The organism is Pedococcus cremeus (assembly GCF_900111375.1).
Taxonomy (GTDB): Bacteria; Actinomycetota; Actinomycetes; order Actinomycetales; family Dermatophilaceae; genus Pedococcus_A; species Pedococcus_A cremeus.
Genome location: NZ_FOHB01000001.1, coordinates 188,944 through 203,510 on the forward strand (window position 1 = coordinate 188,944; position 14,567 = coordinate 203,510).

Here is a 14,567-nt window from a genome sequence, read left to right on the forward strand (position 1 = left end):
GCTCACAGCCCCGCCTTGTCGAACGCGGACTGCACCGACTGAAGGTAGCCGTCCGAGGTAACCGTCGCACCCGAGATCATGTCGATGTTCGCGCTCTGCGCGGCCACGACCTCTTGGTTGAGGACCGGCACGGCGTAGGAGTTGATCTCCTGGTCGCGGTTGTTCCCGCTCGGCACCTGCAGCGCGGTGGCGCGGGTGACCTTGCCGCCCGCCACGGTGATCTGCACCTGGACCGGCCCCCACTGCGTCATGGCCGTGTCGCCGCTGAAGGTCTTCGTCGAGGACGAGGAGCCCGAACCCGAGGACGAGCCGGACGAGCCTGATCCCGAGGCGGAGCCGGAGCCGTTCGAGGCCGCACCGGCCTGGGCGACGATCGGCGCCGCCGAGGCCCCCTGGCTCGAGGTGGAGGTGTGGTAGCTGAACAGCAGGACGAGCGTGGTGATGGTGCTGAGCGCCCAGAGGGTGATGCGTCGCATGGTCAGGTCCTTGTCGGTGTCGCGCAGGTCGGCAGGGTCGGCAGGGTCGGCAGGGGCGGCAGGGTGGGATCTAGAAGGCGAAGCGCTCGGTGTGGATGTGCTCCTCCGGCACGCCGCACGCGAGGGCGGCGTCGCGGGCGGCGTCCATCCACTCGGGGGCGCCGCAGAGGAAGACGTCGTGGTCGGCCACGTCGGGCACGAGCTGGCGCAGGGCCTGGGCGTCGGTGAGGTGGGCCGCCTGGGCGGGGAGCCAGGTGCGTCGGCCGCGGACCCGGTGCCCCTCCACCACGATGTGGCGGGCACCCCGGGCCACCGCGAGGTCGCGGATCTCGTCGGCCAGCACCAGCCCGTGGCGCGAGCTCCCCCGCTGGATGACGGTGACGTCACCCGGGCGCTGGGGCAGCTCCTCGAGGATCGCCTTCAGCGGGGTGATGCCGATCCCGGCGCCCATGAGAAGCACCTTGCGGCGGGTCCGCACCCCGGCGTGGAGCCGACCGTAGGGGCCCTCCACGAGCACCGGGGTGCCGCGCTTCAGCTCGGTCAGGGCGGCGCTGCCGTCGCCGAGGTGGGCAGCGGTGAACTGCAGGCTGTGGCCGTCGGGCGCCGCGGACAGCGAGTAGGGGTGGCCACGGGTCCAGCCCTGGCCGGACAGGAAGCGCCAGGTGAAGAACTGGCCGGCCTGCACCGGGAGGTGGTGCACACCGCGGCCGGAGACCGTCACGGTCGTGGCCGACGGGCCCTCCGCCCGCACGTCGGAGACCACCAGCTTGGCGCGCAGGGACCGCCTCAGCGGCAGCCCGACCCGGTAGACGAGCACGGCACCGGCCGCCACGGCATACAGGGTCCACCAGAACGCGGTGGCGACGGGCGAGCTGAGGAACTCCTTGCCGGTCCACAGCTGGTGCGGCAGGGCCAGCCCGGCGCCGAGGTAGCCATAGAGGTGGATCAGGTGCCAGGACTCGTAGCGCAGCTTCGCGCGGGCCTTCTTGACCGAGGTGACGACCACCATGACGAGGGCCGCGGTGCCGGCCACCGCCAGCAGCATCCCGGGGTAGTTGACGACGAAGTCGACGAGCGTGCCCCAGAAGCCCTGCGGTGACGCTGCGGCGTAACCGACGGTGATGAGCACGATGTGCGCCCACATGAGGTTGAAGGAGGTGAACCCCACGGTGCGGTGGAGGCGGGCGAGGCCGTCCTGGCCCCACGCCTGCTCGAACCACGGGACCCGCGCCATGAGGAACACCTGCACCAGCAGCAGGGCCGAGGCGACCAGCCCGGTGAGCCGGCCGGTGCTCGTGAAGAAGCCCGACAGCGAGGCCAGGTCGGTGACGCCCCCGCCGCCGACCCAGAGGGCGGTGACCCACAGCAGCACACCCCATAGCGCGGCGCCCGAGGCGTCACGCCACCACGTGGGCACGTGCCGGGGTCGGCGGGGAGCGCGGGCCGCGGCGTGGCTGCGCCGCGAGGACAGGGAGCCGGCGAGGTCTGCGGTGGTCATGCAAGCAGGTTCCGCCCGGAACCTAGGTGCTTGCTGTGAACGCTCTGCGCTCGCGCCATGAGCCTGTGCGACCTGGTGTGCGGCCCCGTGTGCGGCCTCCTTCTCGACCTCCGGTGCGACTTTCCCGACGCGGCGTGGCCAACCGGCATACGGTGGTCGCACGCCGACCGGGGAGAAGGTGTGGACGCCATCAGGTCACGACGGGTGCGAGCGCTCGCTGCCTGCGCGTTGGCGGCGGCGTGGCTGCCGCTGGCCGCAACGCCGTCACCGGCCGCTGTCGCAGGCACCTTCGCCGGCACCTTCGCCGGCACGGCCACGGGGTGGCCACCCGCTGCGGTGGCCCAGGGCTGGCGCGCGGACGCGCCGTTCGACGTGACCTCCCAGATCACCGACCGTGCCGGAGTGCTCACCGGCCAGGTCGACTCCCTGCAGAAGGATCTCGACACGCTGCGCAGCGAGCACAACCTCCAGCTCTACGTCGTCTACGTCAAGAGCTTCAACGGCGCCAGTGGCCAGACGTGGGCCCAGCAGACCTTCGAGCGGTCCGGGCTCGGGGGCAACGACGTGCTGATGGCCGTCGCCGTCGACGACCGCCGCTACGGCACCTGGACCACGCAGGAGTCGGGCCTGACGCCCGAGGAGGACAACGCCGTCCGGACCGACTACATCGAGCCGCGGCTCGCGAAGGACGACTGGGCCGGCGCCGTCCGTGCCGCAGCTGACGGCTACGGCAAGGCCGCGGCCGGCGACCTCTCGGGGTCCGGTGGCGGCACCACGAGCGGTGGGTCCGGTGGCAACGCGCTGCCGTGGCTGCTCCTCATCCCTGTCGTCGGCGTGGCCCTGTATGCCGTGGCACGGCGCCGTTCCCGCCGCCAGCAGGAGCAGGCCGGCGGCTGGCCGCCGGGACAGGGCCCCGCGGCGGCACCCGTGCCGACCGAGGAGCTGCGCCGCCGGGCCGCGGCTGCGCTGGTCGACGTCGACGACGCGATCCGCTCCTCCGCGGACGAGCTGTCGTTCGCGGAGGCCCAGTTCGGCGTGCAGGCGACGCGGCCGTTCAAGGAGGCACTCGAGTCCGCGAAGTCCAGTGCCGCCGAGGCCTTCCGGCTCCAGCGCGAGCTGCAGGACCAGGAGGCTGCCGGGAAGGTGGCCGAGGCGGAGGTGCGCGCCCGGCTGGAGCGGATCATCGAGCTCGCAGGCGGCGCCGACCAGCGGCTGGACGCGCAGGAGGCCGAGTTCACCCGGCTGCGGAACCTCGAGGCCACCATCCCCCAGTTCCTCGGTGAGCTCCGGGGTCGCCTCGGAGAGGTGCGTCGTCGTCTGCCGGTGGCGGAGCAGGAGCTGGCCGGGCTGGCTGCCCAGTACCCACCCGAGTCGCTGCGGACGGTGTCGGGCAACGTCACCCAGGCCACCCGGCTGCTCGACTCGGCCGAGCACTTCGTCGAGACCGGCGAACAGCACCTCAAGGAGCGTGACGACCGTCCGGCGGCCGTGGCAGCGGCCCGGGCGGCGGAGGAGGCCGTCGGCCAGGCCGACGTGCTGCTCACCTCGGTGGGCAACGCCCGTCAGGAGCTGGCCGGTGCCGCGGCCCGCATCGACGCCGCCCTGGCCTCGATCTCCTCCGACGTGGCAGACGCCGAGCGGCTCCACGCCGACGACCAGCTCACTCAGACCGCGCTCGTCGCGGCGCGCTCAGCGATCGCCCAGGGCACGGCGGCCCGCGACGGCGGCGACCCGCTCGAGGCGCTGCGGGTGCTCGCCCGGGCCGAGAAGGACCTCGACAACGCCCTGGCCCGCTACCGCGAGGAGGAGCAGCGGCGCGAGCGCAGCCGGCAGCTCCTCGAGCAGCGGATGGCCCAGGTGCGCGCCCGCCTGGCGAGCATCGACGACTGGATCCAGAGCCGCCGCGGCGGCGTCGGGCACGAGGCGAGGGCCCTCATCGCCAACGCCCTGCGGCTCTACGACGAGGCCACCGCACGGGCCGACGCCGACGCCCAGCAGGCGGGCGAGCTGCTCGACCAGGCGGAGGCCGAGGGCGAGCAGGCCCTGCGCGCCGCCCAGGACGACGTCGACTCGTGGGGCCCGCCGGGCGGGAACATGTGGGGCACCCCCACCGGCCGCGGGCGGCGTGGCCTCGACCCGACGTCGCTCATCCTCGGCGGCATCCTCAGCGGCGGCTTCGGCGGCGGGTGGGGTGGTGGCCGAGGTGGCGGCTGGGGCGGCTCGCAGGGCGGCTTCGGCGGTGGCGGGGGCTTCGGCGGCGGGGGCGGCGGTGGCGGCTTCGGCGGGGGTGGTGGCTTCTGAGAGACCCGACCGCCCACTACGACCAGACCCACCACGACCAGACCGACCGCGACCAGACCGACCGCGCTCGACACGAGCAGCAGCACGACCAGGACAGACACGGCGGAGACGCCGGGAGGAGAAGCAGATGACCCAGAAGACCACGATCCTCGGACGCATCAGCCAGCTGGCCAAGGCCAACATCAACGCGATGCTGGACCGTGCCGAGGACCCCGAGAAGATGATCAACCAGCTCGTCGCCGACTTCACGAACTCGATCGCCGAGGCGGAGGAGGCGGTGGCCCAGACCATCGCGAACACCCGTATGGCCGAGCAGGACCTGAAGATCGACCAGGACGCCGCGCAGGAGTGGGGTGGCAAGGCGGCGGCCGCCTCGCGCAAGGCGGACGAGCTGAGGACGGCCGGTGACACCGCCGGGGCCGACAAGTTCGACAACCTGGCCAAGGTGGCCCTGTCGCGCCAGATCGGTTTCGAGCGTGAGGTGAAGGAGGCCGAGCCCCGCATCGCCCAGATGAACGCGACGGTCGACCAGCTCAAGGCCGGCCTGACGATGATGCGCACCAAGCTCGAGGACCTGCAGAACCGGCGTTCGCAGCTGGTGGCGCGCGCCCGGGCCGCCGAGGCGCAGGCCCAGGTGCAGGAGTCGATGGCGTCGATCGACGTCATGGACCCGACCAGCGAGCTGTCCCGCTTCGAGGACAAGATCCGCACGCAGGAGGCGATGGTCCAGGGCCGTGAGGAGGCCCGGGCGACGACGCTTGAGGACCAGTTCGCCGAGCTCGAGGACCACGAGGACGACGCCGAGGTCGAGGCCCGGCTCGCCGCCCTCAAGGGCGGCGGGGCCTAGCGCGCGCTGACGACGCGGCCGTCGACGAGCAGGACGTCGGCCTGGCCGCCGGTCGGGGCCACCAGGCGCGCGTTGGCCTCGTCGGAGCGGTGCACCCACTCCGCGGCGTCCTCGGCGTCCCGGCCAGCCTCGACGTGGCGGGCGACCAGGCGCTCGCGTCGCACGTCGTCACCGAGGCCGCAGAACCAGACCTCGTCGAGCAGCGCCCGCACCGCCCGCCAGGGACCCTCGTCGAGCAGCAGGTAGTTGCCCTCGGTCAGCACGATGTCGGCCGACGCGGGCACGACCAGCGCGTCGGGCACGGGCTCCCCCACCGCGTGGTCGAAGCTCGGGGCGGTGACCACGGGGCGGGCCGGGTCGCGGACCGCGGCGAGCACCGCGGCATACGCCGGTGCGTCGAAGGTGTCGGGTGCCCCCTTGCGGTCGCGCCGCCCGAGCCGGTCGAGCTCGGCGTTCGTCAGGTGGAAGCCGTCCATGGGCACGTGCGCGAGCCGGCCGGCGAGCGCAGGCCGGCGCGCGGCCGCAGCCAGCACGGCGAGGACGAGTGAGGTCTTGCCGGCTCCGGGCGAACCGGCGACGCCGAGCACGACCCGGCGGTCGTGCGCCTCGCGCAGCCTCTCGAGGCGGTCGAGGAGCAGCCCGACGTCAGGCACCTGGTGCAAGGCGTCGTCGCTGTTCATGGGACGGCTCGTGGGGCGGTTCATGGGCGCCGGTGCTCCTCTCGAGTCGATGTCGTGGTCAGGACCAGAGGCCGAGGACGGAACCGCCGATGCGGACGATGAACGCCACCAGCACGACGATGAACACGACGCGCACGAAGGCGCTGCCCCTGGCCACGGCGGTGCGGGCGCCGGTGTAGCCACCGGCGAGGTTCATCGCGGCCATCAGCGCCCCGACCTTCCACATCACGTGGCCGCCGGGGATGAAGATGACGAGCGCGCCGAGGTTGGTGGCGAAGTTGGCGATCTTCGCCTTGGCGCTGGCCTCGAGGAACGCGTAGCCCATCAGGCCCACGAGCGCGAAGACCATGAACGAGCCGGTGCCCGGGCCCAGCGCACCGTCGTAGACGCCGATGCAGAATCCGGTGAGCATCGCGACGATCGTGTGCTTGTGGCCGTCGAAGCGCAGCGCGGTCTCGTGGCCCATCCGGGGCCGGGCGACCGTGTAGCCACCGACGACGACGAGCATGACGAGGATGATCGGGTTGAACGCGCTCTTGGGGATGTGCAGGCCGATCAGCGCACCGCCGAGGGCACCCAGGAACGCCACCCCGGCCATGGGCAGGGCGGTGCGCAGGTCGGGTCTCACCCGCCGCACGTAGGTCAGCGAGCTGGTGGCGGTGCCGAAGATCGAGCCGAACTTGTTGGTGGCCAGCAGCTGCGCGGGGGTGGCGCCCGGGAAGCCGAGCAGCAGGGCAGGCAGCTGGATGAGGCCGCCGCCACCGACGACGGCGTCGATCCAGCCGGCGCTGAAGGCCGCGACGGCCATCAGCGCCAGGGTGGTCAGGTCGGGGTCGGCCACGCTGCTACCGGGCCACCTCGGCGAGCCACCCGTCGACGATGTCGAGGATGTCGAGCAGCTCGTGCGCCTTCGCGTCGGGCGTGGCGTCGACCGCCACCTGCTGGTCGAGCGGGATGTCGGAGTGCGGCACCCAGATCGCGCGCATGCCGACCTGCTGCGGGCCGTGCACGTCCTCGAAGAGCCGGTCGCCGACGTAGATCGAGCGCTCGGGGCGGGCGCCGACCGCCGCGCAGGCCGCGAGGAACGACTCCGGGTGCGGCTTCACGACGTGGATCTCGGAGGAGTAGACGTCGCCGTCGAGCAGGTGCAGCACGCCGTCGCGCTGGAAGACCTCGCGGTGGTAGGCGCGGGTCCAGATGGTGTTGGAGAGCACGCCCACGCGGATGCCGCGGTCGCGCAGCCCCTCCCAGAGGGGCCGCACCTGCGGGTCGGTGTGGGTGTGCGGCTCCCAGAACCGACGGTATGCCGCGAGCGCCAGGTGGTGCCGGTCGTGGGCCGGGTCGACGCCGGCCTCCTCGAGGATGGCGGCGATCGAGGCGCTCTCGTGGGTGGAGCGCCCCCGCTTCCACGCCCGTTCCTCCGCCTCGTGGATGCGCAGCGCGAGCGAGTCCGCCTCGGCGAGGTCCTCGGCGGGCATCTCGCTGTCCTCGACCGGCAGGCCGTGCACCTCACGGGCGAAGACCCGCCACTGCGCGGGCAGGTCGACCTCGTGCCAGGGCGTCAGCGTGCCGCCCCAGTCGAAGATGACCGCCTCGACGGTCGGGGTCTGCTCGCTCACTCCCCCGCTCCGGCGGGGCCGGCCGCGGCGTCGCCGGTCGCGCCGGTCGTGGCCACACCACCGCGGACGGCGGCGGTGACGGCAGCCACGACGTCGTCGACCGCAACCTCGGTGCGCTCCCCGGAGCGACGGTCCTTGACCTCGACCTTGCCCTCGGCGAGGCCGCGACCGACCACGACGATGGTGGGCACGCCGATGAGCTCGGAGTCCTTGAACTTCACGCCCGGGCTGACGCCCTTGCGGTCGTCGAAGATGACCTCGAGCCCCTCGGCTTCCAGGGCACGGGCGATGTCGGCGCCCTTGGCGAAGACCTCGTCGTCCTTGCCGGTGGCCACGAGGTGCACGTCGGCCGGGCTGATCTCGCGCGGCCACACCAGTCCGAGGTCGTCGTGGTTGCCCTCGGCCACGGCCGCCACGGCACGCGAGACGCCGACGCCGTAGGAGCCCATGGTGACGGTGACGAGCTTGCCGTTCTGGTCCAGCACCTTGAGGTCGAGGGCCTCGGCGTACTTCTTGCCCAGCTGGAAGATGTGGCCCATCTCGATGCCGCGGGCGGTCTCGAGCACGTGGCCGCAGCTCGGGCACTCGTCGCCGGCGCGCACCTCGGCCGCCTCGATGGTGCCGTCGGCGGTGAAGTCACGGCCCACCACGAGGTCGATGACGTGCCTGCCCGGCTCGTTGGCGCCGGTGACCCAGCGGGTGCCCTCCACGACGCGGGGGTCGAGCAGGTAGCGGATCTTGGCGGTGCCCTGCTCGCCGAGCGCGCCGGGGCCGATGTAGCCCTTGACCAGCGCGGGGTTCTCCGCGAACGCCTTCTCGTCGAACGCCTCGACCTCGGCGGGGGCCACCTGGGCCTCGAGCCGCTTCTCGTCGATCTCGCGGTCGCCCGGCACGCCGATCGCGAGCGGCTCGCGGTGGCCGTCGGGGTAGGCCAGCGTCACGATGACGTTCTTGAGCGTGTCGGCCGCGGTCCAGGGCCGGTCCTCGCGGGCGTGGCGCTCGTTGAGGTGGTCGACGAGCGTCTCGATGGTCGGGGTGTCGGGGGTGTCCTCGACGTGCGCGGCGGGCGCGCCGTCGAAGGGCACCGGGTCGGGCACCGGGACCCGCACGGCCTCGACGTTCGCGGCATACCCGCAGCTGGAGCAGCGCACGTAGGTGTCCTCGCCGTGCTCGGCGGTGGCGAGGAACTCCTCGGACTTGCTGCCGCCCATGGCCCCGGCCATCGCCTCGACGATGACGTAGTGGAAGCCGAGCCGGTTGAAGATGCGGACGTAGGCCTCGCGGTGGAGCTGGTAGGCCTTGTCCAGCCCGGCCTCGTCGATGTCGAAGGAGTAGGAGTCCTTCATGACGAACTCGCGACCGCGCAGGAGGCCCGCGCGCGGACGCGCCTCGTCGCGGTACTTGGTCTGGATCTGGTAGAGCGCCAGCGGGAGGTCCTTGTAGGACGAGTACAGGTCCTTGACCGTGAGGGTGAACATCTCCTCGTGCGTGGGACCGAGGAGGTAGTCGGCGTCCTTGCGGTCCTTGAGGCGGAAGATGTTGTCGCCGTACTCCTCCCAGCGGCCGGTCGCCTCGAAGGGCTCCTTCGGCAGCAGCGCCGGGAAGAGCAGCTCCTGGGCGCCGATCGCGTCCATCTCCTCGCGGACGATGCGCTCGACGTTGCGCAGCACCTTCAGGCCCAGCGGCAGCCAGGTGTAGATGCCGGGGCTGACGCGGCGGATGTAGCCCGCCCGGACGAGCAGCCTGTGGCTCGGCAGCTCGGCATCGGCCGGGTCCTCGCGAAGGGTTCGCAGGAACAGGGCGGACATGCGCAGAACCACAGGAGTCTCCTCAAAGGGTGTGGGAACCCCCCGAGGATATCGGTCAGGGGTGCCTGACCCGCACCACGGCGGCGTGCTGGTGCTCGGTGTAGCGGGCGCGGGTGCCGAAGACGGTGAAGCCCAGGTGCTCGTAGAGCTCGCGGGCGGCGGGGTTGTCGACGTTGACGCAGAGCCAGGCCTGGTCGGCGCCCTCGGCGGCGATCGCCGTGAGGCTGCGTGCGGTCAGGTGCGCGCCGAGCCCTCGGCCCCGCCACTGCGGCACGACTCCCACCTGGTCGATCCAGCTGTCCGAGATCGTCACGAAGCCCACGGGCTCCCCCTCGTCGGTGAGGGCGACCCTCGACAGGTCGGGGCGGAAGTCGCGGTCCTCGCGAAGGAAGCCGACCCACTCCGACTCCGTGGGCTCGGGGAACCCCGGGCGGTCGGCGAAGGACCTCACGTATGCCGTGTAGAAGTCGTGCGCGGTGTCGTCGCCGAAGGCGATGGTCCGCACCCCTCCCGGGATCTTGACCCGCGGGATGTCCGACAGGTCGTGGCGCATCACCGTCTCGGCGAACGTCTGCACCATGCCGTTCTCGCGCAGGAGGTCGTCGGCACTCTCTGTGAGGTCTTCCACCACGATGCGCACCGGGCGCCCGTCGAGCTGCTCGCGCGCCCACCTGACGAGCTGTCCGCCGATGCCGAGGCGGCGAAAGGACGGGTGGACCAGACCCAGTGCCGTCATGCCCCCGTCCGGGTCATGGACCAAGCCTGCCGCGGCAACCACCTCGCCGAGCTCGTCGCGGGCGGCGATGCCGGGGCCGGCCAGCAGCCGTGAGCGCAATGTCTCGTCCTGCATGAGCAGCGGCAGCCCGCCGTCCTCGGCGAGACACGCCTGGGCCAGGCGCCGCAGGCCCGGCAGGTCCGCCTCGGTGAGTGGCGCCCAGACGAGGCCTGGCACGTCAGAGCCGTCCTGCCGCGCGCAGGGCGGTGCGGATGAGCGGGACCTGCACCGGCAGCCGGGCCACGGTGGCCACGAAGGTGGCCCGCGACGTCGTGTCCTGGCGACGGACCGCCCGCTTCCCGTGGCTGACGCTCATCTGCACGTTGCCGGGGAACACCGCCAGCAGCAAGGCCGCGCTCGCCCAGCCGGCGACCCGACGAGTGCGCGGGCGCAGCAGCCCGACGGCGCAGACCAGCTCGGCCACCCCTGAGGCGTAGACCAGCCTGCGTGGGGTCGGCAGGGCGCGCGGGACCAACGGCTCGAAGAACTCCGGCTTGACCAGGTGGGTCGTGCCCGAGACGAGGAAGAGCGCGGCCAGCCCGACGATGTCCCGGGTCAGCTCCGGTGGCTGGTCTCCGGTGAGGGTGGCCGGGGCGGCGGGCGCGGTCGTCATGTCGCCATCCTGACAGCGCCGGGAGGCGGGGACGCGGCGATTGGCCGCCCCGACGGCATACCGGCCTGTGCCGGTGGTCACAGGGTCGGCGCGGTCACACCGGGGCGGGGGCAGCAGGTGGCGGGGCGGTCAGAGGAGGACCGTGGTGAAGGAACCGACGTCCTCGAAGCCCACGCGCGCGTAGGTGGCACGGGCGCTGGCGTTGAAGTCGTTGACGTAGAGCGTGACCCACGGGGCGCGGGCGTCCATCACCTGCTCGACGACGGCCGCCATGGCGGGCACCGCCAGGCCGTGTCCGCGCAGGTGAGGGGCGAGCCAGACGCCCTGGATCTGTGCGCAGCCGAGGGCGACCGAGCCGATGTCGGCCTTGAAGATCACCTCTCCGTCCTCGACCACGACGTAGGTGTGCTGGCGGTCGATGAGGGCGAGCAGGGCCATCCGGTAGGCGTGGCCGCTGCCGGTGTAGGGCGCGTAGCCGATCTCGCCGGTGAACATGTGGGCCGCGGCCGGCATGACGAGGTCGACCTCGTCGGCGGTGGCGGGGCGCACCCGGGGGTCGAGCTCGAGGCCGAGCTCGGACGGGCGCTGCATGGTGCTCATGAGGGGCTGGTGCGGTCGCACGGTGCGGGCGGGGCCCCACGAGGGCGACAGCAGCCGCCAGAGCTCGCTCACCTGCTCGGTCGGCCCGAGGATCGAGGCGCAGTGGCGGCGCCAGCGGCGGACGCGCTCCGCGAAGGCCGGGATGCTCTGGGCGTCGGCCTCGACGGGCACGAGGTTGGCGCTGGCCCAGCACATCGACTGGAGGCGGCCCTCCTCCCGGTAGCCGAGGAGGGTGCCGGGCTGGCTGCTCAGCACGCCCTCGAGGATGCGGGCGGCGACGAAGACGTTGGAGGCGAGGTCGCGGCTGCAGAGCTCGAGCGCGTCGTCGCGGTCGGCTGTGGTCAGCGCCTGCACAGGCGACTTGGTGCGCAGCACGTGGTCAGCCTAGGGGCTGAGGCGTGTGGCGGTCGCGTCATTGTGCGCAACCTGGGGTGCATCGTTACCGTCACAGGCATGCGCATCGGCAGGAACCTGGAGATCCGTCCCCTCGGTGGGGCGCCCGGCTGCCTCGCCATGATCCTCGTCTCGGTCGCACTGTCGATCCTGCTGACGGTGCTGCTCAACCTGCTCATCCGCTGACCGTCGTCCACAGGCGGCGGTATGCCGTCACACCGTCCACAGGTGGTGGGGTCCGGGTTGCGGTCGAGCTTCCTGTATGCCGCGAAAACACTTGTCACGCAATGGTTTCCGTTCGCTGTTGCTTGCGACGGGTTGTCGGTGGTCGCCCCTACTGTTGTGGTCATGGAGGGGAACCACAGCCACAGCTTCGGGTCCACGTCGGGTCCGAACGCGGGTGCGTGCCGCGCGAAGATCTCGCAGGCCCGCGATGCGATGGCGGCGCTGCGCGAGGTGCTGTGGCAGGTCCCCTCCGGCGGCGGTGAGGACGGCCTGGCTGGCCTGATGACGGAGGTCGACGCCCTGGGCATGGCGTGTGACGCCGTCCGGGTGGCGGTACTGCGGGAGGCGATGAACCGCGGCGAGTCCGACGGCGGGTCGGCGGCGCTGACCACCGCCCAGTGGGTCCGCCACCACGCGCCGTCGACCATCGCCGGTGGCGCGGCGGCGATCGTGTCGGTGGCCACCGCGTTCGGCAAGCGCGTCAACGCCCCGGTGAAGGAGGCAGTGGAGTCCGGCCGCCTGCCGGTGAAGTCCGCGGCGGTGGTGGTGTCCGAGGCCGACAAGCTGCGCCCCCTCCTGGCGGACGGCGCCGAGCCGCACGTGCTCGAGGGGCTGATCGGGATGGCCGAGCAGCACGGCCCGTCCGGGTGCCGGCTGCTGCGCGACGGGCTGATCGCCAAGTACGGGCGCCAGGACGTGCTCCAGGACCAGCAGACCATGGGCAAGTCCTTCATCCGCCTCTCCCAGCCCGCCGACACGGGAGCGAACACCTTCGAGTACCGGCTCACCCTCGACGCCGAGGGCAAAGCGGTCCTCGAGGCGGCCCTCGGGCCGCTGTCCGCACCGAAGCCCGTCGACGGGGAACGCGACCTCCGACCCTCGGACCGGCGCCGCGGCGATGCGCTCGTCACGCTCGTCCGTCGGGCGGTGGCGGCCGGGGACGAGGTCGGCAAGACCAACAAGACGACCCTGCTGCTGACCATGAGCTACGACGACCTGAAAGACCGGCTCGGGGCCGCCACGACCCTGGGTGGCCTGGATGCGGGCACGCACCTGGCGCCCGAGACGGTGCGGCGGCTGTGCTGCGACGGCTCCGTCATCCCGGTCGTGCTCGGCGCCGGCGGGGAGGTCCTCGACTGGGGCCTGGAGAAGCGCTTCTTCACCGACGCCCAGACCAAACGGTTGTGGCTCCGCGACGGCGGCTGCACCTACCCCGGCTGCGGGGCCCCGCCACAGTGGACGGACGCGCACCACCTGGTGCACTGGGCCGACCTCGGACCCTCCGACCTGACCAACGGGGCCCTGCTCTGCGAGCGGCACCACACCATCGTCCACACCCGCCGCCTGGCCGGCCGGGTTGTGAAGGGGCCCTTCGGGGAACGGGTCGAGTGGGACCTCACCCGAGGCTCCTACGACGAGCTCCTCGCCCGCCGCGCGGCGCAGGGACCAGCGTGACCCCGCCCCACACCCCGCCCACCACCGGCGGCGCCGCAGGCATGTCCCGGGCGCAGCTCAGGCGTGTGTCGCGCGACCAGCCTCGATGCGGGCCAGCTCAGCCGACGGTGACGCTGGGAGCGCCGGCGCTGTCCTCGTCGACCGGCTCGCCCATCTCCTCGGCGATGCGCATGGCCTCCTCGATGAGGGTCTCGACGATCTGCGACTCGGGCACGGTCTTGATGACCTCGCCCTTGACGAAGATCTGGCCCTTGCCGTTGCCGGAGGCGACACCCAGGTCGGCCTCGCGGGCCTCCCCCGGCCCGTTGACGACGCAGCCCATGACGGCGACGCGCAGGGGCACGGTCATGCCCTCCAGACCGGCGGTGACCTCGTCGGCGAGCTTGTAGACGTCGACCTGGGCGCGGCCGCACGACGGGCAGGAGACGATCTCGAGCTTGCGCGGCTTGAGGTTGAGCGACTGGAGGATCTGGTTGCCGACCTTGACCTCCTCGACCGGAGGAGCCGACAGCGAGACGCGGATCGTGTCGCCGATCCCCTTCGAGAGCAGCGCACCGAACGCGGTGGCCGACTTGATCGTGCCCTGGAACGCCGGGCCGGCCTCGGTGACCCCGAGGTGCAGCGGCCAGTCACCCCGCTCGGAGAGCATCTCGTACGCGCGGACCATCACGACCGGGTCGTTGTGCTTGACCGAGATCTTGAAGTCGTGGAAGTCGTGCTCCTCGAACAGGCTCGCCTCCCACACGGCCGACTCGACGAGCGCCTCGGCGGTCGGCTTGCCGTACTTCTCCAGCAGTCGACGGTCGAGGGAGCCCGCGTTGACGCCGATGCGCAGGGACACGCCGGCGTCCTTGGCGGCCTGCGCGATCTCCTTGACCTGGTCGTCGAACTTGCGGATGTTGCCGGGGTTGACGCGCACCGCCGCGCAGCCGGCGTCGATCGCCGCGAAGACGTACTTCGGCTGGAAGTGGATGTCGGCGATGACCGGGATCTGCGACTTCCTCGCGATGGCCGGCAGCGCGTCGGCGTCGTCCTGGCTGGGGCACGCGACCCGCACGATGTCGCAGCCCGCGGCGGTCAGCTCCGCGATCTGCTGCAGCGTCGCGTTGATGTCCGTGGTCGGCGTCGTGCACATGGACTGCACCGAGATGGGGGCGTCGCCGCCGACCTCGACCTTCCCCACCCGGATCTTGCGGGTCTTGCGGCGCGGAGCCAGCACGGGGGCGGGTGCGGAGGGCATGCCAAGCGAAACGGTCATGGAGGAAGTATCCCCTAGG

At 72.2% G+C, this 14,567-nt stretch carries 14 protein-coding genes; 4 read left to right on the plus strand and 10 right to left on the minus strand.

Going from position 1 to position 14,567, the window contains the following annotated elements; all coding sequences use genetic code 11:
- Window positions 1–2: 2 nt before the first annotated feature.
- A complete protein-coding gene (locus BMW78_RS00825; RefSeq protein WP_091755502.1) occupies window positions 3–476 on the minus strand; it encodes an FMN-binding protein in 474 nt (157 codons plus the stop codon).
- A gap of 70 nt (window positions 477–546) precedes the next feature.
- The gene (locus BMW78_RS00830; RefSeq protein WP_091755504.1) at window positions 547–1,974 is read right to left on the minus strand and encodes a ferredoxin reductase family protein; all 1,428 of its coding nucleotides are present in this window, start codon (window positions 1,972–1,974) and stop codon (window positions 547–549) included.
- Between the two features lie 57 nt (window positions 1,975–2,031).
- Here BMW78_RS00830 and BMW78_RS00835 point away from each other — a divergent pair, with 57 nt between their 5' ends.
- Entirely contained in the window at window positions 2,032–4,275 is a 2,244-nt protein-coding gene (locus tag BMW78_RS00835) for a TPM domain-containing protein (RefSeq protein ID WP_091755506.1), read from the plus strand.
- 127 nt (window positions 4,276–4,402) lie between these two features.
- A complete protein-coding gene (locus BMW78_RS00840; protein WP_091755508.1) occupies window positions 4,403–5,122 on the plus strand; it encodes a PspA/IM30 family protein in 720 nt (239 codons plus the stop codon).
- Here BMW78_RS00840 and BMW78_RS00845 read toward each other — a convergent pair.
- The 7 genes from BMW78_RS00845 to BMW78_RS00875 form a co-directional block, all read right to left on the minus strand.
- Complete coding sequence (locus BMW78_RS00845; protein WP_245735591.1) at window positions 5,119–5,826, minus strand: nucleoside/nucleotide kinase family protein; 708 nt, start codon at window positions 5,824–5,826, stop codon at window positions 5,119–5,121. The two genes, BMW78_RS00840 and BMW78_RS00845, sit on opposite strands and share 4 nt — an antisense overlap.
- A gap of 34 nt (window positions 5,827–5,860) precedes the next feature.
- Entirely contained in the window at window positions 5,861–6,610 is a 750-nt protein-coding gene (locus tag BMW78_RS00850; protein WP_091756457.1) for a TSUP family transporter, read from the minus strand.
- A gap of 37 nt (window positions 6,611–6,647) precedes the next feature.
- Entirely contained in the window at window positions 6,648–7,421 is a 774-nt protein-coding gene (locus BMW78_RS00855; RefSeq protein ID WP_091755512.1) for an HAD family hydrolase, read from the minus strand.
- Window positions 7,418–9,241: a proline--tRNA ligase gene (locus BMW78_RS00860; RefSeq protein WP_091755514.1), complete on the minus strand. Its 1,824-nt coding sequence runs from the start codon at window positions 9,239–9,241 to the stop codon at window positions 7,418–7,420. Before BMW78_RS00860 ends, BMW78_RS00855 begins: the two co-directional genes overlap by 4 nt.
- Before the next feature lie 43 nt (window positions 9,242–9,284).
- Complete coding sequence (locus BMW78_RS00865; protein WP_091755516.1) at window positions 9,285–10,181, minus strand: GNAT family N-acetyltransferase; 897 nt, start codon at window positions 10,179–10,181, stop codon at window positions 9,285–9,287.
- A gap of 1 nt (window position 10,182) precedes the next feature.
- Window positions 10,183–10,617, minus strand: a complete 435-nt coding sequence (locus BMW78_RS00870) for a DoxX family protein (protein ID WP_091755517.1) — start codon at window positions 10,615–10,617, stop codon at window positions 10,183–10,185.
- A gap of 129 nt (window positions 10,618–10,746) precedes the next feature.
- On the minus strand, window positions 10,747–11,592 hold the full coding sequence (locus BMW78_RS00875; RefSeq protein WP_091755519.1) for a GNAT family N-acetyltransferase: 846 nt from the start codon (window positions 11,590–11,592) through the stop codon (window positions 10,747–10,749).
- A 78-nt stretch (window positions 11,593–11,670) separates the two neighbouring features.
- Between BMW78_RS00875 and BMW78_RS21295 the strand changes: the two genes are divergently transcribed.
- Window positions 11,671–11,796, plus strand: a complete 126-nt coding sequence (locus BMW78_RS21295; protein ID WP_281247043.1) for a hypothetical protein — start codon at window positions 11,671–11,673, stop codon at window positions 11,794–11,796.
- Between the two features lie 162 nt (window positions 11,797–11,958).
- On the plus strand, window positions 11,959–13,290 hold the full coding sequence (locus BMW78_RS00880) for an HNH endonuclease signature motif containing protein (RefSeq protein ID WP_177180224.1): 1,332 nt from the start codon (window positions 11,959–11,961) through the stop codon (window positions 13,288–13,290).
- A gap of 97 nt (window positions 13,291–13,387) precedes the next feature.
- On the opposite strand, the gene ispG is transcribed toward BMW78_RS00880, so the two are convergent.
- Entirely contained in the window at window positions 13,388–14,548 is a 1,161-nt protein-coding gene (ispG, locus tag BMW78_RS00885) for a flavodoxin-dependent (E)-4-hydroxy-3-methylbut-2-enyl-diphosphate synthase (protein WP_091755523.1), read from the minus strand.
- Between the last annotated feature and the right edge of the window lie 19 nt (window positions 14,549–14,567).

Coding starts and splice junctions, on each gene's coding strand:
- BMW78_RS00830 (WP_091755504.1), bottom strand. CDS start 1,974: ATGACCACCGCAGACCTCGCCGGCTCCCTGTCCTCGCGGCGCAGCCAC.
- BMW78_RS00850 (WP_091756457.1), bottom strand. CDS start 6,610: ATGGCCGTCGCGGCCTTCAGCGCCGGCTGGATCGACGCCGTCGTCGGT.
- BMW78_RS00845 (WP_245735591.1), bottom strand. CDS start 5,826: ATGAACCGCCCCACGAGCCGTCCCATGAACAGCGACGACGCCTTGCAC.
- BMW78_RS21295 (WP_281247043.1), top strand. CDS start 11,671: ATGCGCATCGGCAGGAACCTGGAGATCCGTCCCCTCGGTGGGGCGCCC.
- BMW78_RS00825 (WP_091755502.1), bottom strand. CDS start 476: ATGCGACGCATCACCCTCTGGGCGCTCAGCACCATCACCACGCTCGTC.
- BMW78_RS00835 (WP_091755506.1), top strand. CDS start 2,032: ATGAGCCTGTGCGACCTGGTGTGCGGCCCCGTGTGCGGCCTCCTTCTC.
- BMW78_RS00870 (WP_091755517.1), bottom strand. CDS start 10,617: ATGACGACCGCGCCCGCCGCCCCGGCCACCCTCACCGGAGACCAGCCA.
- BMW78_RS00840 (WP_091755508.1), top strand. CDS start 4,403: ATGACCCAGAAGACCACGATCCTCGGACGCATCAGCCAGCTGGCCAAG.
- ispG (WP_091755523.1), bottom strand. CDS start 14,548: ATGACCGTTTCGCTTGGCATGCCCTCCGCACCCGCCCCCGTGCTGGCT.
- BMW78_RS00880 (WP_177180224.1), top strand. CDS start 11,959: ATGGAGGGGAACCACAGCCACAGCTTCGGGTCCACGTCGGGTCCGAAC.